The sequence below is a fragment of the Streptomyces lydicus genome (assembly GCF_000717345.1).
GTDB lineage: Bacteria > Actinomycetota > Actinomycetes > Streptomycetales > Streptomycetaceae > Streptomyces > Streptomyces lydicus.
The window spans coordinates 274,849-293,755 of the sequence record NZ_JNZA01000002.1; the positions used below are offsets into that span (position 1 = coordinate 274,849).

The following is an 18,907-nucleotide window of genomic DNA, read 5'->3' on the forward strand; positions in this document are numbered from 1 at the left end:
GCAGGGCCGGGACGCCTCCGCGTTCCGGCCCTGCCGTGTGTCGTACGCGGCGCGGCGGGCCCGCTACACGCCGTCCGCCTGCCGGCGCCGCTCCACCCTGCCGTCCAGGTCGCGGCGGGCCCGGCGGGCCCGCCCCCGGTCGACTACCGACGCGTCCGTGACGTCGAGGAAGAGCTGATCGAGCTCCGGCCACTTCGCGCGCAGCTCCTGCTTCGTCCGCACCAGCGCCTCTTCGATCTGTTCGCTGTCGAGCCCGGGCACCAGATCGATACGGGCCGCGAGCATCACCGAGTCGGGGCCGAGCCGCATGGTCATGGCCGCCGTGACGGTGTCGATCTCCGGTTGGGCGTGCAGGAAGTCGATGACCTGCTGTTGCAGTTCGGGGGCCGCCGCCTCGCCGATCAGCTGGCCGCGGGCGCTCTTGCCGAGGACGAAGGCGACGTACACCAGCAGCGCGCCGATCAGCAGCGAGGCCCATGCCTCGTAGGCGGACTCACCGGTGACCATGTGGAGCACCATGCCGCCGACGGCGAGCAGCACGCCGAGACACGCGGTGCTGTCCTCGGCCAGCACGGTCCGCAGGGTCGGATCGTCGTTGGCCCGTATCTCGCGCAGCAGGCCGCGGTGGTGGGACTTCGCCTGGGTGCGGACCTGCGACACGGCTCGCAGCAGTGAGGTGCCCTCGGCGAGCAGGGCGACGGCCAGGACGGCCAGGCCGACGACGTAGCCCTCCTGGGACTCCGACTGTGCCGCGCCGAATGCCTCGATGCCCTGGAAGAAGGAGAAGCAGCCGCCCGTGACGAAGATCCCGACGGCCGCGAGCAGGGACCAGAAGAAGCGTTCCTTGCCGTAGCCGAAGGGGTGGAGCGCGTCCGCAGGACGTGCGCTGCGTTTGAGGGCGGCCAGCAGGAAGACCTCGTTGAGGCTGTCGGCCACCGAGTGTGCGGCTTCGGAGAGCAGCGCCGGCGAGCCGGCCACCGCCCCGCCGACCGCCTTGGCCACCGCGATGCCCAGGTTGGCGGCGAGTGCCACCCAGACCGTCTTCCTGGTCTCCCCGTCCCGCTCGCCGGACGCCGTGGTGTCCGTCCGGCGCCCGCCTTCTCGGCTCATGTCCGCCCCGTCCCGTTTTCCGGTTTCCCGGCCGTCGCTCCGACTTCTCGCGGGTGCCCCGCGCCGCCCGCCTCATTCCTCCGCCGCGGCAGGCCGGCGGCGGCGGACGACCGGTCCCGGCCACCTCGGTGAAGGCATGGCCAGGGGTCTGACTGAAGCGGGAGCGAGGGGGTACACGACGCCCGATGATCAATGACGGAGGGAGAGAAAAGATCGTGAGCGCTCAAGCGTTGAACGTCGAGGTGACCGTCGTCGATCCGGAGGTCGCGGTGGTGGCCGTGCAAGGGGATCTGGACGCGGACACCGGCACCTATCTGCACCACCAGCTCGCCAACCAGCTGGTGCACGGGCGCCGGCACCTCGTGCTGGACCTGCGGGCGGTGCCCTTCATGGACTCCTCGGGCCTGGGCATCATCATCCGCGCGATCAACGACACCAAGCGGGTCGACGGGAGCGTGCGGCTGGCCGCCCTCTCGCCGGCCCTGCGGCGTCTGCTGGACCTGACGGGGATCAGTGTGACCACGCCGGTCCACGCGGACCCCGAGGAGGCCCTGGCCGCGATCCAGCGGACGCCTGCGCACGCGGCGGCCGAGCCGGAGGGGGGCGCGTCCGCCGGCGCGGACCGTGCGGCCACCGGGCCGGGGCCCGGGTCTGCCTGACCGGGTTCCGGTGGGGGGACTCCGTCCGGGCCATCAGAGATAGGGTTGGCGGCGCAGGATGCTCGGTCCGCACCCTGGACGGGCCCGCGGTAAGCCGTCGGGTGCCGACCGCATGCTGTGCAGGCAGCCCGGGCATCACGTCGAGCGGGCTGCCGCGGTGGGTCGGACAACGCGGATCGGAGCGGCGCTCATGGGCGGTAAGGCCACACCCCCTGCCTCCTCGCAGGATGCGGCTCGCGCCGGGTCCGGGCTGATCGAATTGCTGGAGCTGCTGTGGGAGCGGGGCCGGGATGCCATGGGCCCCTCCTCCGTACCGCCTTCGCAGCTGCGGGTGATGTACGTCCTGGACCGGGACGAGGGCATCAACCTGAGGATGCTCGGCGAGGTGCTGGGCGCGGCTCCCTCCGCGGTGAGCAGGCTGTGCGACCGCATGCAGGCGGCCGGTCTGGTGGACCGGCACCCGAGTGCCGCCAGCCGCAGGGAGCTCGAACTGCGGCTGACCGGTCGCGGCCGGACCTACCTGGCGGACCTGCGGGCGCACCGCGAGAACCTGCTGCTGACGACGATCGCGGCCATGACGCCGTCCGCGCGCGAGGCGCTGGCCGAGGGCCTGGCCGGGTTCGCCGAGGCCGCGGAGGGGCGTGGCCACGCCCCCGGCCGGCCGGTGCACTCGCTCTGGACGCGGTCGGCCTGAAGCCGCTGCACCACGGGCGTCGCGGGCCGGCGGGCTACCGGCCGTGCCAGTCCAGGCAGACGACCAGGGCGTCGTCCTCCAGCGGGGCGGCGGCGCGGTAGTCGTACAGGTCGCGCAGTACGGCGCGGGGCACCTGGGACGGCGGCAGGAGGCTGTTCGCGGCCAGGGAGAGGGCGAGGGCCCGCTCGCCGTAGTGCTCCCCCGTCGACGAGACGGTCTCGTAGACACCGTCGCTGCCGATGAGGAGCCGGTCACCGGGCAGGACCTGGAAACGCTCGGCCACGTACGCCGTCTCCTCGAACATGCCCAGGGGCAGCTGGGCGTCGAACGGGACGGCCTCGACCTCGCGTCGGCGCAGGCGCCACATGCGGGGCGAGCCGGCGTCCACCGCTTCGACCTCGCCGGTGGCCAGGTCGAAGCGCAACAGCAGCACGGAGGCGTACATGGCGCCGCGGTAGTGGGCGTAGACGGCCTGGTCGGCGAGGTATGCCTGGTCGACGAGGTCGAGGCCGGCGCGACGGGCGTTGCGCAGCGCGTTGACGACGAGGTTGGTCAGCAGTGCCGCTTCGATGCCTTCTCCCATGCCGTTGGTGACGGTCAGAGTGAGGTGGTCGGCGGAGACCGACCAGTCGAAGTTGTCGCCGAAGATCGCGTACGCGGGTTCCAGGTGGGCGCCGAGCGAGAACTCCGGGCGCGCGCAGGAGCGGCCGGGCAGGAGCTGCCACTGCAACTCGGCGGCGAGGGTGAGCCGGGAGGCCCGGCGGGCCAGGACGTAGAGGTCGGTGTCGCGCTCCGCCACCAGGATCTCGTGGCCCAGCGCCTCGCAGAGGTGGGCCATCTCCGGCAGCAGCGCCTGGGTGTAGCGGTCGGCGGGCACGGTGACGGTGAGCACCCCCATGCGGTCGCCGCGGATGGTGACCGGCAGGTGGATCGTGGCGTCGGGCAGGCGGGGGCCGGCCTCGACGAACGGTTCCTGGGTGCCGAAGGCGCGGCCCTGCGGGCTGCCGTTGATCGGTACGCCTTCGGTGACGGAGCCGGACGGCTCCACGGCCTGGAGGGTGGTCATGCCGTAGTCGGCCAGGCGGAGGACGACCCGGTCCGCGCCGTAGCGCTCGCGCAGGAACTCGGCGACGACGTCGACGAGGGTGTGGGGTGCCGCGGCGCGCAGCGCCCGTTCGACGTCAGCGACTCTTTCCACTGATCCTGCTCTTCTCTTGACCGGTTCCAGGCTGTTGACGGGTGCACGGGTGCGATCCCGGCGACTGGTCGCTCACGCGCCAACAGTTTCCATGTGGCAAAGATATCCCTGCCGCGGCCCCGGCGGGAAACCGCCCGGCGTCCGGGGCCGGCTCCGTCCCCACCTCCGCGGCACCGCGCCGCACCGGCGGTTACGGTCGCCGGGCCCGGCGGCACGCGGGCGCGCACCGGACCGCTCCCCCGGCGCACCCCGCGGCGCGGAATTCCATTCTGCCGCATTTGCCGGAACAAACCGCGGACTTCGCATGAATGGCGGATCGGCGTGGGGGCACATGAGGCCGTGGAGGTTGATAACTATGGTCCCCCTGCTTCTCGTTCTTCTTCTGGCCCTGCTGCTTTTCGGTGCGGGATTCGCCCTCAAGGCTTTGTGGATCGCCGCGGTCGTGGTGCTGGTCTTCTGGGCGCTGGGATTCGTCATGCGTTCGGCCGGTGCCGGCGGCCGGCGCGGCCGGTGGTATCGCTGGTAGCCGGCGCCCGATCTTCCGGCCGCATTTCTCCGGGTCGTATGCCGGCCGGCCGGGACGCTCCGGTTGCAGGTTTCCAAAACTCGACAATGATGCTGTTCAGTGTCCGCGCGGCCATCGGCTGAGCACCTTACGGGCCGTGCCGCGGTGCATCATCCGAACTGCCGGACGGAAAGGGTTCCACCATGAGTGCTGGAGAAAAGGCAAAGGCCAAGGCCGAGCAGATGACCGGAAAGGTCAAGAAGGAGGCGGCACGGGCGGTCGACGACGAGAGCGCGGCTGCCGAGGGCGCCGGCCGTAAGTCCAAGGGCGACCTCCGTGAGGCCAAGGAGAAGATCAAGGACGCGTTCAAGGACTGAAGCGTTCCACAGCGGTGCGGGTGGGTGGCGTCGACGCCGTCCGCCCGCACCGCTGTTGTGCGGGCGGAGATTCCGGGCCCGGGGCGCCGTTGACCTACCCGTGAGTACGCGGAAGTGCGGGATCGGGTGCACATTGCCGCGCGACCTGGGTACGCGAAGCATTTGGAAGCTGGTTCGCACGGTGTGGAGGAGGTGACGTGTGACACAGGTAGCGGAGATGCCCGCCTCGGCCGCCGAGGCCCGGGATCACGTCCACGCCCTGATGGCCGCCTGTCCCCGTCCCTTCGGCGAGGTCGCGCTGACCGACGCCCTCCTGATCATCTCGGAGCTGGTCACCAACGCCCAGCGGCACGGTGGCGGGATGACCGGCTTTTGGGCCCGGGTCACGGACGACCACTTCGACGTCACCGTCGAGGACGCGAGCCCGGCCCACCCCACGCTGCCCGGTGAGCGCCCGGTGGGATCCGTGGGCGGGTACGGCTGGCCCCTGGTGCGCCGGCTGGCCAGCTCCGTCGCCGTGACGCCGACCGCCCGGGGCAAGAGCATTCACGTGGCGCTGCGGCTCCGCTGAGCCGGGCGTGCGCGGGGCCCGGCGCGCCCCGTGGGCGCCGCCGGGCCCCGCGTCCCGCGCATCAGATCTTCCGCCAGCGGGCCATCGCGAAGGAGAACAGACCGAAGAGGGCGAGGCCCGCCGCGATCAACGCCAGCAGCCAGGGACCGGCCGGCGTGTCGGCGAAGGACCGGAGCGTGTCGTCCATGCCCTTGGCGCGGCCCGGGTCGTGCCGGACCGCGGCCTTGACGGCGAAGGCACCGGCTACCGCGAACACGCAGCCGCGGGACACCCCGCCGGACACCCCGAGCACATCGACGAGCTGCCGGCGGCGCCGGGACAGCGCGTCCCGCCGGAGGTTCTTGTGAAAGGTGCGCAGCAGGGCCCGTACCGCGATGCCCACGCCGACCGCGGCCACGACCGCGCCGGCGACCGCCACCAGCCACGGGCCACCGGGCAGCTCCAGCGCAGCGGCGGTGGCGTCCCGGGACTGCCGGTCGCTCGCCCCGCTTCCGTCGCCCTTGCTGCCCACGGCGAAGGCGAGGACGGAGAACGACACCGAGGCGTAGAAGAGGAAGCGGCCGAGGGCGAGCAGCCGCTGCGCGGGCTTGTGGCCGTCCGGGCCCGAGGCTCCGAACAGCGCCTCCGAGAGGCGCCACAGCGCCATGCCCGCCAGTCCGAGGCCGAGCGCCCACAGCGAGGGGGCGCCGAGCGGCTGGGTGGCGACCTCCGCCAGCGCCCCGCCCCGGTCGGCCTGGCCCCCGGAGTCGCCGAACGCGATCCGCAGGGCCAGTACGCCGACGAGGAGGTAGATCACGCCCCGTGCCACGAAGCCGCAGCGCGCCGCGACCCGGAGTGCGGGGCTGTGCGCACCTTGCCGGGCCGTGCGACGTATCGGAGTTGTCGCGTCCATCGATGCCTCCAGAAAGCCTCTCCCCGGTGTCGGGGTGCCTTCCGTTTGCCCTCGGACGCGAGGGGCATTCCCGGCGGTTCCCGGGTGTCACACGAGGGGGAAGCCGCCGAAATACATTCCGACCTGGTGCAGGTACGCGTCCTTGGAGGCGAAATCCTCGTCCTGGAAAGCCGGGGCGTTCTTGATCTCCTCCCGGGTCCGGCCGACGTAGATTTTCTGTTCCTCCTGATCGATTCCGGTCACCGTGCCGGCGGGCAGGACGACGCGCCTGCCGAGAATCCACGGGCCCGTATCGACGACGAGGTGCGCGGAGTCCACCTCGTCGGAATGCTTGTCGACCTTGCCGACGTGGCCGTCCAGCGCTTCGACGCGGTATCCCACCAGGTGGGTGCCCGCCTCGTGTCCGACGTCGGGCAGGTATCCCCAGATATTGGCAGTCATGCTTGTCCTTTCTGCCGGCAAAAAGTGTTCGCCGTGGCGATCACCGCGACATTCCCCGGGTGCCCCGAAGCCGGTGGACAAAACAAAGAGGCATGCGGAATTGCCGTCCGCCGGCCGGGGGCCCGGCGCCGGACGCGGCTCAACCCGCCCGCAGCGCCTCGGGGTTGGCGCAGTGCAGCAGTGGCTCGCCGCGCAGATGGCGGCCGACCTCCTCGGCGACGATCCGGGCGGCCTTGTGCGCGACCTGCTGGCTGCCGCCCGCGATGTGCGGGGTGAGGACGACGCCGGGGGCGGTCAGCAGCCGGTGGCCGGCGGGCAGCGGCTCCTCGGGGAAGACGTCGAAGCCGGCGCCGGCCAGCTGCCCCGCGTCCAGGGCGTCGCAGACCGCGTCGTAGTCGAGCAGCGCGCCCCGGGCGCAGTTGACCAGGACCGAGCCGCGCGGCATCGCGGCGATCTGCTCGCGCCCGATCATGCCGGTGGTCTCCTCGGTGACCCGGGCGTGCAGCGAGACGATCCGGGACCGCGTCAACAGCTCGTCGAGCGGGACCTGTTCGGCGATGCCCGCCAGCGCCTCGGGGCGGACGTACGGGTCGTGGACGAGGACCTGGGCGCCCATGGCGGCGAGGACCCTGGCGACCCGGCTGCCGATGGCGCCGAAGCCGATCAGGCCGACGGTGGCGCCGTCGATCTCGATGCCGCAGTTGTCGTAGTCGTAGTAGTCCCCGCGCCAGACGCCGCGGCGCAGGTCGGTGTGGGTGTCGCCGACGCCGCGGGCAGCGGCGAGCAGCAGGGTGAGGGTGTGCTCCGCGGTGGCGGTGGCGTTGCGGCCGGGGGCGTGGCAGACCGGGACGCCGTACCGGGTGGCGGCGTCGAGGTTGGCGTTGACCGGGCCGCCGCGGCTGGTGCAGAACAGCTTCAGATCGGGGCAGTTGGCGAGGATGCGCTCGGTGAGCGGGCCGTGCTCGGTGACGCAGATCTCGACGCCCTGGAGGGCCTCGATCATCCCGTCCTCGGTGCCGGATGCCTCGATCACCTCGGCGACCGGGCCGAAGGGGGTGTGCGGCCAGTCGAACCGGATCTCCCGTACGTCCAGCGGAATGTCCCCGGCGGCCGTGCGCACGGCCTCGGTGAACAGGGCCGGGCGGATGAAGTGGTTGCCGGCGGCGAGGACGGTGGTGCTCATGGGGCTAGGTCTCCTGAGGGGTTGCGGAGGGGCGGCGTGGTCAGCGGAGGGCGGGGGCCCGGGTCGGCACGGGGGCGTTGAAGCTGAGCAGCGCGGTCTGCCCGTGCTCGATGCGGATCTCGGTGAGCGCGCCGTTGTCGAGCCGGGGGAAGACCCGGCGGTAGTCGGCGAGCGGGATGCCCAGCAGATGGCAGAGCAGGACCCGTACGAGGGTGGAGTGGGCGACCACCAGGACCCGGCCGTGGGGTTGTTCGCGGGCGATGTCGGCGAGCGCCCCGGCGGCGCGTTCGGCGGCGTGCCGGGGGTGTTCACCGTCGGGCAGATGGTGGTCGACGGGGTCGGCGAGGAAGGCGGCCAGCCGGTCCGGGAAGCGCTCGCGCATCTCGTCCCTGGTCAGCCCCTCGCCCTGGCCGAAGTCCACCTCGTAGAGCCGCTCGTCGATGCGCGGGGTCAGTCCGCAGGCCGCGGCGGCGGGGGCGGCGGTGAGCCGGGCGCGGGAGAGCGGGGAGCTCCAGACGGCGCTGAGGCCGGCGGTGGCGGCCCAGGTGGCGAGGGTGGCGGCCTGTTCGCGGCCGTGGCCGGTGAGCGGCACGTCGGTGCGGCCGGCGTAGCGGTTCTCGGCGTGCCAGACGGTCTCGCCGTGGCGTACGAGGATGAAGTCGGTCACTGTGCTGCCCTCCTGCGGGCGTGGTCGGCCACTGCCTGGCCGAGCCAGCCGCGGCGGGTGAGTTCGTCGATGAAGCGGAGGTGGACCGGGGCGTAGCGGGCGGTGCGGTCCGGCCGGGGGGCGATCTCCCGGTCGATGCGGACCATGGCCGCGGCCGCGTCCTGAAGGCCGGCGCCCGAGGAGGTGGCGGCGAGGACGGCCATGCCGACGGCGCTCTCGGCCTGGTGCGGCAGTCGTACGGGGCGGCCGAGGACGTCGGCGCGCAGTTGGTTCCAGTAGGTGTTGCGGGCGCCGCCGCCGGTGAGGGTGAGCGGCCCGTCGACGGGTGCGCCGAGGTGGTCGAGGTGGTCGAAGCAGAGCCGTTCGAGGCAGGCGACGCCGAGGAGGCAGGCGTGGAACTCGGCGGCGCGGGTGGGGGTGTCGCCCAGGACGAAGGGTGCGGCGTCCGGGGCGCGGAAGGGGAAGCGTTCGCCGCCGGCCGAGACCAGCGGGTAGGCGACCGCGTCCGGGTCCAGGGCCGCGGCCCGCGCGGTGAGGGCGTCCAGGTCCGCGCCGGGGAAGCGCTGGGCGAGGATGCCGGCGCCGCTGCTGGAGGCGCCGCCGGGCAGCCAGTTGTCGTCCGGTCCGCGGTGGCAGTAGACGACGCCCGCCGGGTCGCGGACCAGGTGCGGGCTGCTGCCCTTGAGGACGAGGGTGGTGCCGAGCACCGCGTTCCAGGAGCCCGGCGCCAGTGCTCCGGCGCCGATCTGCGCGGCGCAGCCGTCGGTCATCCCGGCGACGACGGTGGTGCCCTCGGGGATGCCGGTGGCCGCGGCGGCCCGGGCGCACACCGTGCCGAGCACGCTCCCGGGACGGACGATGTCGGGCAACAGGCCGACGGGGACGCCGAGTTGGGTCATGACCCGTTCGGGCCAGCATTCCGCCACGAGGTGGTAGCCGGTCTTGAGGGCGTGGCTGGCGTCGCCGGGCACCTGGTGCCCCGTCAGGCGCCAGGTGATCAGGTCGACCTGGTGCAGCAGCCGGGCACCGGCCGGGGGCCGGCCGGTGCCCTCCAGCAGTGCCACGAGTTTGGGCAGCGCCCAGGACGGCTGCATGCTGCGGTAGCCCAGTTCCTGCCAGACCTCCGCCCCGGCGGCGTTCACGGCCGCGGCCTGGCGGCCGGCGCGCCCGTCGTCGTACATCAGCCCCGGGGTGAGCGGGGTGCCGTGGGCGTCGGCGAGCAGGATCGTCCCGGAGGTGCCGTCCACGGCCAGCCCGCGGACCTGCCGGGGGTCGAGGCCGGTCAGGGCCTCCCGGCAGGCGGCGGCGAGCGCGCCCCACCACTCCTCGGGGTCCTGCTCGTGCCGGTTGCCGTCGCGCCGGCTGGTCAGCGGTCGGGCGGCGGTGGCGAGGACCCGGCCGGTGCCGTCGACGGCGGCGCAGCGTGCGCTCTGGGTGCCGAGGTCGAGGCCGAGCCAGATGCCGTCGAGGGGGGTGGCGGGGGTGCCGCCGGGGGCGTGCGGGTCAGTCAAGGGTGCCTCCAGGGGCGGTACCGGGGGTGCCGGCGGGGTCGACGGGGTTGCCGGTGGCCTCGGCCGTCCGGCGGGCGCTCCCCGGGCGGGCGGCGCCGTCGCCGGGGCGCGACGCCGCGGCTTCGGGCCACCGCGCGCGGCCGCGCCAGCCGGCCTCGCGGGCCAGCCCGCGCCACCCGAGGAAGTCCTCGTGGAGCGCGGCGTAGAACTCCGCCCGCTCCGGGTCCGGCTGCCAACTGCGCTGCATCCGGACGTACTTGGCGGCCGCGCTGTGCATGCTGGTCTCGGCCCCGGTGCGGACCAGGCCGGTGAGGAAGGCGCCCTTGGCGCCGAGTTCGGTGTCACCGGAGCGGGCGGTGGGCACGCCCGTGGCGTCCGCGATCAGTGCGCACCAGGCGTCGCTGTTGGCGCCGCCGCCGCACAGCCGCAGTTCGCCGACGTCCGTGCGGGCCGCGGCCAGCGCGTCGCGCAGGACCAGCGAGAGCCCGTCGAAGACGGCGCGGGCCAGGTCGGCGGGGGTGTGCTCCAGGGACAGGCCCCAGAAGGAACCGCGGGCCCCCGGGTCGAGGAACGGGGCGCGCTCGCCGGCCGGCGAGAGGTACGGCAGGAACATCAGGCCGCGCGCGCCGGGCTCCGATTCGAAGGCCAGTTGTGCCAGCTCGGGCGGTCCGGGCAGATGCAGCAGCCGGGCCGCCCAGCCGAGCACCTCGGCGCCGTTGAGGGTGGGGAAGGCCCGCAGCACGCGTTCGCGGCCGCGGTAGGCGATGTGGATGCCGGACGGTTCGCCGTCGGTGTCGATGTGCGTACGGACGATCTCGGTGCACAGCGTGGTGCCGAGGATGCCGCACGCCTGGCCGGGGTTGACCACGCCCACCCCGCGGGCGGTGGAGGCGATGTCGTAGGGCGCCATCACCACCGGGAGCCCGGCGGGCAGGCCCAGTTCGGCGGCGGCCCGGCTGGTCATCTCGGCGATCCGCTGCGACTCCCCCAGGACGGTGGGCAGCAGCCGTTCGTACGCACCGAGGCCGAACAGGTCGAGGATGGCGGGGTCGTAGGCGCCGGTGGCGTGGTCGAGGAACGGCGCGGAGGCATCCGACTCATCGGTCGCCCGGACCCCGGTGAACCGCAGGAAGAGCCAGCCGGCGGCGGTGAGCGAGGTGGCGGAGCGGGCCAGCCGGCCGGGGTCGTTCGCGGCGAGCCAGCTGAAGAGGGCGTTGGGCATCCCGGCGCAGGTCAGCGACCCGTTGCGGCGGAACGCGGCCTCCAGGACGCCCTCGCGCTGCCAGGCGGTCAGCTGGTCGCCGGCGCGGCCGTCGGACCAGAGGATGGCGGGTCCGGTGGGCCGGCCGCGGTCGTCGACGAACCAGGCGCCGTCGCCCTGAGCGGTGAAGGACACCAGCCAGACCGGGTCGGTCAGCCCGTCCAGCACCGTGCGGACGGTGTGCACGACGGCGTTCCAGACGGCGTCCATGTCCTGTTCGGCCCAGCCGGGGTGCGGGCGCAGCACCTCGGTGGCCCGGCGGGCCACGGCGATCTCGGTGCCCTGGTCGTCGAAGACCACGGACTTGATCACCGTGGTGCCGACGTCGATGGTGAGTACGGACATCAGTGCGGGCCTTTCACGCCGGTGCCGAGGCGGGGGCGGTCGCGGAGCCGGGGCCCGCGGCGGCACGGGACGTTCCCGCCTCGTCCGGCAGCTTGAGGAAGTGGGCGAGCAGGAAGCTCACCGCGTACATCCCCGCGAAGATCCAGATGACCCCTTCGACGCCGAGCGGGCCGACGAAGACCGCGACGACGGCGGGGCCGACGAAGGTGCTGGCGCCCGCGCCCAGGTTGAGGGCGGCCAGCGCCTGCCCCTGGTGCTTCGGCTCCAGCGTGGGCACCAGCGCTGAAAGCGGTACATAACCTGCCAGCGTAGCGCCGTAGAAGGCGGCGACGAGGAGAGCGAGCGGGAAGTTCGGGCCCACGGCGTGCGGGACGTAGAAGAGCAGCAGGGTGCTCACGGTGCAGCCGGCACCGCCGAACCAGGCGATGGTGCGGCGCCAGCCGAGGCGGTCACCGACCACGCCGAACAGCAGGTTGGCGAAGATGTTGGTGGCGAACATCGCGCTGAGCAGGTGCAGCCACTGGGTGAGGCTGAAGCCGACCGTTCTGGTGAAGTGGATCGGCATGATCACGAAGAAGCCGAACTGCGAGGCCGTGTTGATGACGCGGACGAGGGAGCCCACCCCGACCCGGGGGTTGCGCCACAGCACGGTGACGCTGCCGACCAGTGTGGCCAGCGGCCCGTCCCCGGTGCCGCGCGGCCGCCGGCCCCCGTGGTCGTCGCGGACCAGCAGCAGGGCGATCAGTCCGCCCGCGGCGACCAGGGCCAGCGCGGCCCACAGGGTGGCGTAGGAGCCGATCTGCGGGATGAGTCCGCTGGCGACGAGCGAGCCGAGGGTGGGCAGCCCGCCGGTGAAGGCGAACCAGAACCACCCCATGGCGGTGCCCAGCCGGGCCCGCGGCGCGACCCCGGCGATCCAGACCAGGAAGCCGTACGCGAACAGCGGGTAGCCCAGGCCGCGCAGCCCATAGCTGATCATCATCAGCGGGTAGCCGGCCAGCGGGATCGCGGCGGTCAGGAAGAGCAGTTGGAAGGCGGCCCAGATGCCCAGGCCGGTCCACATCACGCGGCGCGGGCCCCAGAGGTCGGAGAGCACACCGGAGAGCCAGGCGGCGAGGCCGGCCGCGATGCCGTAGACGGTGAAGAGCAACGCGACACGGGACTCCGGGACGCCCCGGTCGATGAGGTACGGCGACAGGTAGCCGGACTCGACCCCGTCTCCGATCATGAAGAGGAGGAGTCCGAGGTATCCCCAGGCGAGGGTCGGCGGGATGCCCAGGCGGGTGATCAGCGAACGCGGCGGAGAGTTCGTCATCGAATCTCCCTTTCTGCGGCGGCGGGGCAGGAGGGGTGAGGGGTGGGAACGGAGCGATGGAACAGCCGCGCAGAATCGGCCGTCAATGGCCGGTGAAATCTTCGCACCGGGGCCATGACCAGCCATGTTGTGTCGTACCGGAACCGCATGTGGACACCGCGGTGGCCGCGCGCGCAGTGTTAAATCCGTGCGAACATAACGCGGCGAATTCACCGGGTGGACGGGGGCGGCGCCGGCGGAGGGAGCGGAGCGATGGACCGGGTCGAGGCCCAGGAGGAGCGACGGCGCCGGATGCGCGAGACCGTCATCGCCCGCGGTTTCGTGCGCACCGCGGATCTCGCGGAGGAGTTCGGCATCAGCCTGATGACCGCGCACCGGGACCTGGACGCCCTCCAGGCGCAGGGCTGGCTGCGCAAGGTCCGCGGCGGCGCGACCGGACTGCCCTCGGCGCAGTTCCACGGCAGCGTCGCGGAGCGGATGGCGACCATGGCGCAGACCAAGCAGCAGCTGGCGCGGGCCGCCGCGACACTGCTGGTCCCCGGCCAGTCGGTGCTGCTCGACGACAGCACGACCTGTCTGCTGCTGGCGCACCAGGCCGCGGAGCACACCCCACTGACCGTGCTCACCAACTCGCTGCCGGCCATCACCACCCTGGCCAAGGAACCCGGGATCTCCCTGATCACCCTGGGGGGTGCCTACTTCCCCGCCTATGACGCCTTCATGGGCCCGCACACCGCCGATGCGGTACGGGCGTTCCGCGCCGATGTCCTCTTCATGTCGACCACCGCCGTGACCAACGGCCGCTGCTACCACACCTCACCGGAGACCGTGCAGGTCAAGCGCGCCATGATGGAGAGCGCCGGGCGGCGCATCCTGGTCGCGGACCACACCAAGTTCGCCAAGGGCGGCCTGTACGCGCTGGCGCCGCTGACCGACTTCGACCTGCTGATCGTCGACGACGGCCTGCCGGCGGAACACCTGCGACAGATACGGGCGGCCGGTACCGAGGTGCTGGTGGTACCGGGCCGCCCGTAGGGCGCCGCGTGTTCGGCAGCCGCGGTCAGACGAAGGCGCTCTCCCCCGTGATGGCCTTGCCGACGATGAGGGTGTTCATCTCCCGGGTGCCCTCGAAGGAGTAGATGGCCTCGGCGTCGGCGAAGAAGCGGGCGACGTCGTAGTCGAGGACGATGCCGTTGCCGCCGAATATCTCCCGGCTCCAGGCCACCACTTCGCGCATCCGGGCGGTGACGAACGCCTTGGCCAGCGAGGAGTGTTCGTCGCGGAAGACCCCGGCGTCCTGGAGGCGGGCCAGCTGGACCAGCATGCCCCAGGATGCGGTGATGTTGCCCAGGCTCTTGACCAGGAGGTCCTGCACCATCTGGAAGCGGGCGATCGGACGGCCGAACTGCCGGCGCTCCTTGGCGTAGTCCAGGGCGAGTTCGTAGGCGCCGGTCATCACGCCGAGGGCCTGCCAGGCGACGCCGCTGCGGGTGGCCCGCAGGATTTCCGCGACGTCGCGGAAGGAGTCCACGCGCTGGAGGCGGTTGGCCTCCGGGACCCGGACGTCGGTGAGGGTGAGGTCGGCGTTCTCGACGATGCGGAACGCGGTCTTGTTCTCGATCTTCGCCGCCGAGAAGCCGGGCGTGCCCTTCTCCACCACGAAACCCTTGACGTGGTTGTCGGCCTCGTCGCGGGCCCAGACGATGACGAGATCGGCGAAGGTGCCGTTGCCGATCCACCGCTTGGCGCCGTTGAGCACCCAGTGGTCGCCGACCCGCCGCGCGGTGGTGCGCATCCCGCCCGCCACGTCGGAGCCGCCCAGCGGTTCGGTCATGGCGAACGCGCCGATCTTGTCCAGCGCGGCCATCGCCGGCAGCCAGCGGTCCCGCTGCTCCTGGTCGCCGCCGCGGTGGATGCTGTACATCGCCAGGCCGTTGTGGACGCCGAAGAAGGTCGCGGACGAGGCGTCGGTGCGGGTGTACTCCATCGCGAGCATGCCGACCAGCAGATTGCTGCCGGCGGGCAGCGGGTCCCCGTACCCCTCGTACGGGACTCCGGCGAGGCCCAGCCCGCGGAACCTGTCGATCAGTTCGCGTGGGAACTCGCCCTTCGCCCAGGCCGGGTTGACCAGCGGCTTCACCTCGGTGCGCATGAAGTCGCGGGCCTTGCGGAGCAGTTTGCGCTCGTCCTCGGGCAGCAGGTCCTCGTAGCCGTAGAAGTCGGCGGCCGGCAGGTCGGCGGGGGTGGTGTCGGGGTGCGGAGCGGTCATGACCGGGTCTCCTCGTTGTGCGGGGTGGTGTCGTCGAGTGCCGCGAGGACGGCGAGTTGCCTGCGGTCGCGTTCCTGGGTGAGTTCGCCGTACGAGCGGGCGCCGTAGGCGTCCTCGACGGCGGTGATGAGGCGTTCGGTCTCCTCGGGACCCTGCTCGGGGCGGCCGAGGGAGTCCCACATCTGCCGCATGGAGGGGCCGATGTGCTCGGCCATGTGCCGGTAGCCGCCGGGTCCGCCGCCCAGGTGGGCGCCGAGGAAGGGGCCGACCGTCGACCAGCGCAGACCGAGCGAGTTCACCACGATCGCGTCGAGTTCGGCCGGGCCGACCACGCCCTGCTCCACGAGGTGGATCGCCTCCCGGCTCAGCGCGTTCTGCAGCCGGTTGCCGACAAATCCGGGGATCTCCTTGCGCTCCACCACCGGGACCCGGCCGACCGAGCGGTAGAACTCCACCGCCCGTGCCACGGCGTCCTCGGACGTGCGCTCCCCGGGCACCACCTCCACCAGCGGCACGAGGTGCGGCGGGTTGAAGGGATGCCCGATCAGGATCCGCCCGGCGTCGTCGAGCCCGGCGGTGAAGGCGCTGGCGGGAAGGGCGGAGGACGAGCTCAACAGGAGGGCGTGCGCGGGGGCTTCGCGGACCAGGGTGGCGAAGAGTTCCCGCTTGAAGTCGGTGTTCTCGGGGCCGTTCTCCTGGACGACGTCGGCGCCCCGCACCGCCTCCGGGACGTCGCCGGCCAGGTGGACGCGCCCGGCGAGTCCGTGCGCGTCGAGGCCCTGCCGGGCCAGCTGCGGGGCGGCCTGCGCCAGTGCGTCGGCGACGGCTTCGGCCAGGTCGGGGCGGGGATCGCTGACCCGCACCGTGAGGCCGTGCGCGGCGAACAGGGCGGTCCAGGACAGTCCGATGGTCCCGGCTCCGATCACCGCCGCGACGGGGTGGGAGGTACTCATGACGGCTGCTTCTTTCGCTTGTTTCTCATCGGAGGTGGGGTGTCGTGCCGCGTCGTGCGGGCGTCAGCTCACGAGGTAGTCGTGCACCGGCCGGACCGGCGCGAGGGTGAGGTCGGTGACGAGGTGACTGGCGGAGACGATCTCGCGCACCGGCAGATCGGCCAGCGGGGCGAGGACGTGGTGGAACAGCTGGAGCCGGGCGGGCCCGGTCCAGGCACCCTTGACCACCACGTCGCTGATCCGGGTGCGGACCAGCTGCGCGGTCCGTGGCGCGCCGTCGAAGCCGGGCACCAGCTTGAGCATGAAGGTCGGCACGGTGAGCTGCGCGGCCGCCGCTTCGGGGTCCAGCTCGTGGTGCTTGTAGCCCATCGTCGCGGTGGCCACCCGCACCGTGCCGTGGTCGAGCACGCCGACCAGCGCGCCGTGGTCGACGTAGAGGGCGGGCGCGCCGACGGTCTTGGGGTAGGCGCTCGCCTCCCGGCCGGACGCGGTGGCGGGGAAGTTGTCCAGGTACATGGCGTGCAGGTACTCGCCGCGCTCGCCGTCGTGACGGACCGGTATGGCCTGCCCGGCCTCGGTGTACGGCCCGTATCCGGTGACGTCGCCCATCCGCATCACCTCGAAGCGGACCAGGGGTTCCTCGATCTCCAGCGGCTCGGGCACCACGGCGCGCAGCGCGTCCCGGTCGGTGCGGTAGACGATGTTGAGGTACTCCCGGTTGGTGAAGCGCGGGTTGACCGGCGGATACGCCGGGTTGGTCAGGGGTGTGGCGTGCTGGCGGACGACGTCGTGCTGCTGCATGGCGCGGTTCCTCTTCTCCTGGTCGTGGGTTCTCCTGGGCGTCCGCGCGCGACTACTTGCCCTGCCAGACGGGGCTGCGGCGTTCGGCGAAGGCGGTCATGCCCTCCCGCACGTCGGCCGAGGCGGCCAGCGCGGCCAGCTCCGTGCGCTGGGCGGCGAACGCGTCGGGCTCGGGCACCCCGTCGGCGGCGCGGGCGATCCGCTTCACGGCGGCGAGGGCCAGCGGGGCGTTGTGCGCGAGCCCTTCGGCCAGCTCCAGTGCGGCCCGGACCGTCTGCCCGGCGGGCACCACCCGGTTGGCGATGCCGAGCCGGCCGGCCCGCTCGCCGGAGATCGGCTCGCCGGTCAGCAGCAGCTCCATGGCCAGGTGGTACGGGATGCGCTTGGGCAGCCGGATCGCGCCGCCGCCGGCCGCGATGAGGCCGCGCTTGACCTCGGGCAGGCCGAACCGGGCGTCCTCCGCCGCCACGATCAGGTCGCAGGCCAGGGCGAGTTCGAAGCCGCCGCCCATCGCCCAGCCCTCGACGGCGGCGATCAGCGGCTTGCCGGCCGGGGCCTCGGCGAGGCCGCCGAAGCCCCGGCCCGGGATCTCGGGCGACTCGCCGGCCAGCGCGGCCTTGAGGTCCATTCCGGCGCTGAAGGTGCCCTGCGCACCCGTCAGCACCCCGACCCGCAGGGTGTCGTCCTTCGCCAACTCGTCCATCGCACAGGCGAGTTGTGCGGCGGTCGCGGCATCGACCGCGTTCCGGGCGCGGGGCCGGTCGAGGGTGATGAGCAGCGTGGTGCCGATCCGCTCGGTGCGGACGACGTCGGCGGTGGTCCCGGGGGTGCCGGGCAGGGGCGTGCTGGACATGGGGTGGCGTCCTTCGTACTGGGGGGGTGTCAGCGGCGGGCGGAGGGGAGTGCGTCAAGGACCTCGGCGGTGTCCTGGCCGGGCAGCGGGGCGAGCCGTCGTACCGAGGCGGGCGTGGCGGAGAACCGCACGGGGATGCCGATGGAGCGGATCGGGCCTTCGCTGGGGTGCTCGACGACGTCGAGGAGGTGGCCGTCCCGGACGTACGGGTCGTCGGCGGCGCGGTCGAGTTCGAGCACCGGTGCCATGGGGATGCTGTGCTTGGCGCAGATCTCCTCCCACTCCTGGGTGGTCAGCGAGGGTGCGCAGTCGGCCACCAGCTCCATCAGCGGGTCGACGTCGGCGTCCTCGATGACCGTCCCCGCGACCCGCGGGTCCCCGGCGAGGTCGGGACGGCCGGCGGCGGCGAAGAAGTCCCGGAAGTTCTGTGCGTGGTACGGGACGATGCAGGCGAGCCCGTCGGCGGTGGGTACGGCCCGGTGGCCGCGCTTCATCGACAGCGGGAAACCGGTGGAGCCCTCGGCCGGTTCGTAGACGTGGCCGGAGAGGTGCTCGACGAGGTTGAAGGCGAGCAGGGTGTCCGTCATGGGCACTTCGATGTGCTGGCCCCGGCCGGTGCGGTCGCGGCTCACCAGCGCGGCGAGCACGGCGTAGACGATGGTCAGCGCGGCGACCTTGTCGCCGATGATGGTCGGCAGGTAGACGGGGCGGCCGAGCGCGCGGTGGGCGATGTCCACCAGGCCGGAGGACGCCTGGACGGTCTCGTCGTACGCGGCGTGGCCTGCCCGGTCGGAGTCGCTGCGGAAACCCTGGGCGTGGGCGTAGACCAGGCCGGGGTGGGCCTCGGCGAGGTCGGCGTAGGTGAGGCCGAGCCGGGCCAGGGCACCCGGCCGCATGTTGGTGATCAGTACGTCGGCGCCGGCGATGAGTTCCAGGACGCGCTCGCGCCCGGTGTCGTCCTTGAGGTTCAGCGAGACGCTGCGCTTGTTGCGGTTGACGTTCAGGCTGAGCGGCGTCATGCCGGGGGTGGTGCGGTACCGGCCGGCCCGTACGGTGTCCGACGGCGACTCGATCTTGATGACGTCGGCGCCGAGGTCGCCCATGATCTGGGCGGCGTAGGGACCCATCACCACCGTGGACAGATCGATCACCCGCACGCCGTCCAGCGGTCCGGTGGCGCTCTCTGTCGTGGCGTCCATTGTCGCTCCTACGGAAAGTAGCTGTACTACGAATGTTTCCGTCTTCGACGTTAGGGGAGATGCCGCCGAATGAGAACGATCAAGAAACGAAGAAGGGCATGAC

General features: G+C 72.6%; 20 protein-coding genes. 6 read left to right on the forward strand and 14 right to left on the reverse strand.

Features of this window, described 5'->3' with window-relative positions:
* Positions 1-63 precede the first annotated feature (63 nt).
* A complete protein-coding gene (locus tag OO62_RS02690) occupies positions 64-1,110 on the reverse strand; it encodes a cation diffusion facilitator family transporter (RefSeq protein ID WP_051732570.1) in 1,047 nt (348 codons plus the stop codon).
* Between the two features lie 215 nt (positions 1,111-1,325).
* Here OO62_RS02690 and OO62_RS02695 point away from each other — a divergent pair, with 215 nt between their 5' ends.
* Positions 1,326-1,769, forward strand: a complete 444-nt coding sequence (locus OO62_RS02695; protein ID WP_318533637.1) for an STAS domain-containing protein — start codon at positions 1,326-1,328, stop codon at positions 1,767-1,769.
* 190 nt (positions 1,770-1,959) lie between these two features.
* A complete protein-coding gene (locus tag OO62_RS02700; protein ID WP_033265476.1) occupies positions 1,960-2,463 on the forward strand; it encodes a MarR family winged helix-turn-helix transcriptional regulator in 504 nt (167 codons plus the stop codon).
* Between the two features lie 34 nt (positions 2,464-2,497).
* Here the strand turns inward: OO62_RS02700 and OO62_RS02705 are convergent, their stop codons facing one another.
* The gene (locus OO62_RS02705) at positions 2,498-3,661 is read right to left on the reverse strand and encodes a PP2C family protein-serine/threonine phosphatase (RefSeq protein WP_033265477.1); all 1,164 of its coding nucleotides are present in this window, start codon (positions 3,659-3,661) and stop codon (positions 2,498-2,500) included.
* A gap of 355 nt (positions 3,662-4,016) precedes the next feature.
* Between OO62_RS02705 and OO62_RS02710 the strand changes: the two genes are divergently transcribed.
* The 3 genes from OO62_RS02710 (at position 4,017) to OO62_RS02715 (ending at position 5,114) form a co-directional block, all read left to right on the forward strand.
* A complete protein-coding gene (locus OO62_RS02710; RefSeq protein ID WP_033265478.1) occupies positions 4,017-4,187 on the forward strand; it encodes a hypothetical protein in 171 nt (56 codons plus the stop codon).
* Between the two features lie 182 nt (positions 4,188-4,369).
* Entirely contained in the window at positions 4,370-4,543 is a 174-nt protein-coding gene (locus OO62_RS37595; RefSeq protein WP_077194089.1) for a CsbD family protein, read from the forward strand.
* Positions 4,544-4,742: 199 nt separating this feature from the next.
* Positions 4,743-5,114, forward strand: a complete 372-nt coding sequence (locus OO62_RS02715) for an ATP-binding protein (RefSeq protein WP_033265479.1) — start codon at positions 4,743-4,745, stop codon at positions 5,112-5,114.
* A 61-nt stretch (positions 5,115-5,175) separates the two neighbouring features.
* Here the strand turns inward: OO62_RS02715 and OO62_RS02720 are convergent, their stop codons facing one another.
* The 7 genes from OO62_RS02720 to OO62_RS02750 all read right to left on the reverse strand — a co-directional run bounded on the left by OO62_RS02720 (position 5,176) and on the right by OO62_RS02750 (position 12,729).
* Positions 5,176-6,006 carry a DUF1206 domain-containing protein gene (locus OO62_RS02720; RefSeq protein WP_078616989.1) on the reverse strand — a complete coding sequence of 277 codons (831 nt, stop codon included), beginning with the start codon at positions 6,004-6,006 and terminating at the stop codon, positions 5,176-5,178.
* Between the two features lie 87 nt (positions 6,007-6,093).
* Positions 6,094-6,447, reverse strand: a complete 354-nt coding sequence (locus OO62_RS02725; protein WP_033265480.1) for a hypothetical protein — start codon at positions 6,445-6,447, stop codon at positions 6,094-6,096.
* A 139-nt stretch (positions 6,448-6,586) separates the two neighbouring features.
* Positions 6,587-7,630, reverse strand: coding sequence for a 2-hydroxyacid dehydrogenase (locus OO62_RS02730; protein ID WP_033265481.1), 1,044 nt, complete (start codon positions 7,628-7,630; stop codon positions 6,587-6,589).
* Positions 7,631-7,670: 40 nt separating this feature from the next.
* Positions 7,671-8,297, reverse strand: a complete 627-nt coding sequence (locus OO62_RS02735; RefSeq protein ID WP_033265482.1) for a histidine phosphatase family protein — start codon at positions 8,295-8,297, stop codon at positions 7,671-7,673.
* Entirely contained in the window at positions 8,294-9,808 is a 1,515-nt protein-coding gene (locus OO62_RS02740; RefSeq protein ID WP_051732576.1) for an FGGY-family carbohydrate kinase, read from the reverse strand. The genes OO62_RS02735 and OO62_RS02740 overlap by 4 nt, the downstream gene beginning before the upstream one ends.
* Positions 9,801-11,414: an FGGY-family carbohydrate kinase gene (locus tag OO62_RS02745; protein WP_033265483.1), complete on the reverse strand. Its 1,614-nt coding sequence runs from the start codon at positions 11,412-11,414 to the stop codon at positions 9,801-9,803. The genes OO62_RS02740 and OO62_RS02745 overlap by 8 nt, the downstream gene beginning before the upstream one ends.
* A gap of 13 nt (positions 11,415-11,427) precedes the next feature.
* Entirely contained in the window at positions 11,428-12,729 is a 1,302-nt protein-coding gene (locus tag OO62_RS02750; protein WP_033265484.1) for an MFS transporter, read from the reverse strand.
* A gap of 252 nt (positions 12,730-12,981) precedes the next feature.
* On the opposite strand from OO62_RS02750, the gene OO62_RS02755 reads away from it, so the two are divergent.
* Complete coding sequence (locus OO62_RS02755; RefSeq protein WP_033265485.1) at positions 12,982-13,764, forward strand: DeoR/GlpR family DNA-binding transcription regulator; 783 nt, start codon at positions 12,982-12,984, stop codon at positions 13,762-13,764.
* A gap of 25 nt (positions 13,765-13,789) precedes the next feature.
* On the opposite strand, the gene OO62_RS02760 is transcribed toward OO62_RS02755, so the two are convergent.
* From OO62_RS02760 to OO62_RS02780, 5 genes are all read right to left on the reverse strand, one after another.
* Positions 13,790-14,998: an acyl-CoA dehydrogenase family protein gene (locus OO62_RS02760; RefSeq protein ID WP_051732578.1), complete on the reverse strand. Its 1,209-nt coding sequence runs from the start codon at positions 14,996-14,998 to the stop codon at positions 13,790-13,792.
* Complete coding sequence (locus OO62_RS02765; RefSeq protein ID WP_033265486.1) at positions 14,995-15,951, reverse strand: 3-hydroxyacyl-CoA dehydrogenase NAD-binding domain-containing protein; 957 nt, start codon at positions 15,949-15,951, stop codon at positions 14,995-14,997. Before OO62_RS02765 ends, OO62_RS02760 begins: the two co-directional genes overlap by 4 nt.
* Positions 15,952-16,014: 63 nt before the next feature.
* Positions 16,015-16,752 carry an acetoacetate decarboxylase gene (locus OO62_RS02770; RefSeq protein ID WP_033265487.1) on the reverse strand — a complete coding sequence of 246 codons (738 nt, stop codon included), beginning with the start codon at positions 16,750-16,752 and terminating at the stop codon, positions 16,015-16,017.
* Between the two features lie 52 nt (positions 16,753-16,804).
* Positions 16,805-17,605 (reverse strand): crotonase/enoyl-CoA hydratase family protein, encoded by an 801-nt coding sequence (locus OO62_RS02775; RefSeq protein ID WP_051732580.1) that lies wholly within the window; start codon positions 17,603-17,605, stop codon positions 16,805-16,807.
* A gap of 29 nt (positions 17,606-17,634) precedes the next feature.
* The gene (locus OO62_RS02780; RefSeq protein ID WP_033265488.1) at positions 17,635-18,804 is read right to left on the reverse strand and encodes a CaiB/BaiF CoA transferase family protein; all 1,170 of its coding nucleotides are present in this window, start codon (positions 18,802-18,804) and stop codon (positions 17,635-17,637) included.
* Between the last annotated feature and the right edge of the window lie 103 nt (positions 18,805-18,907).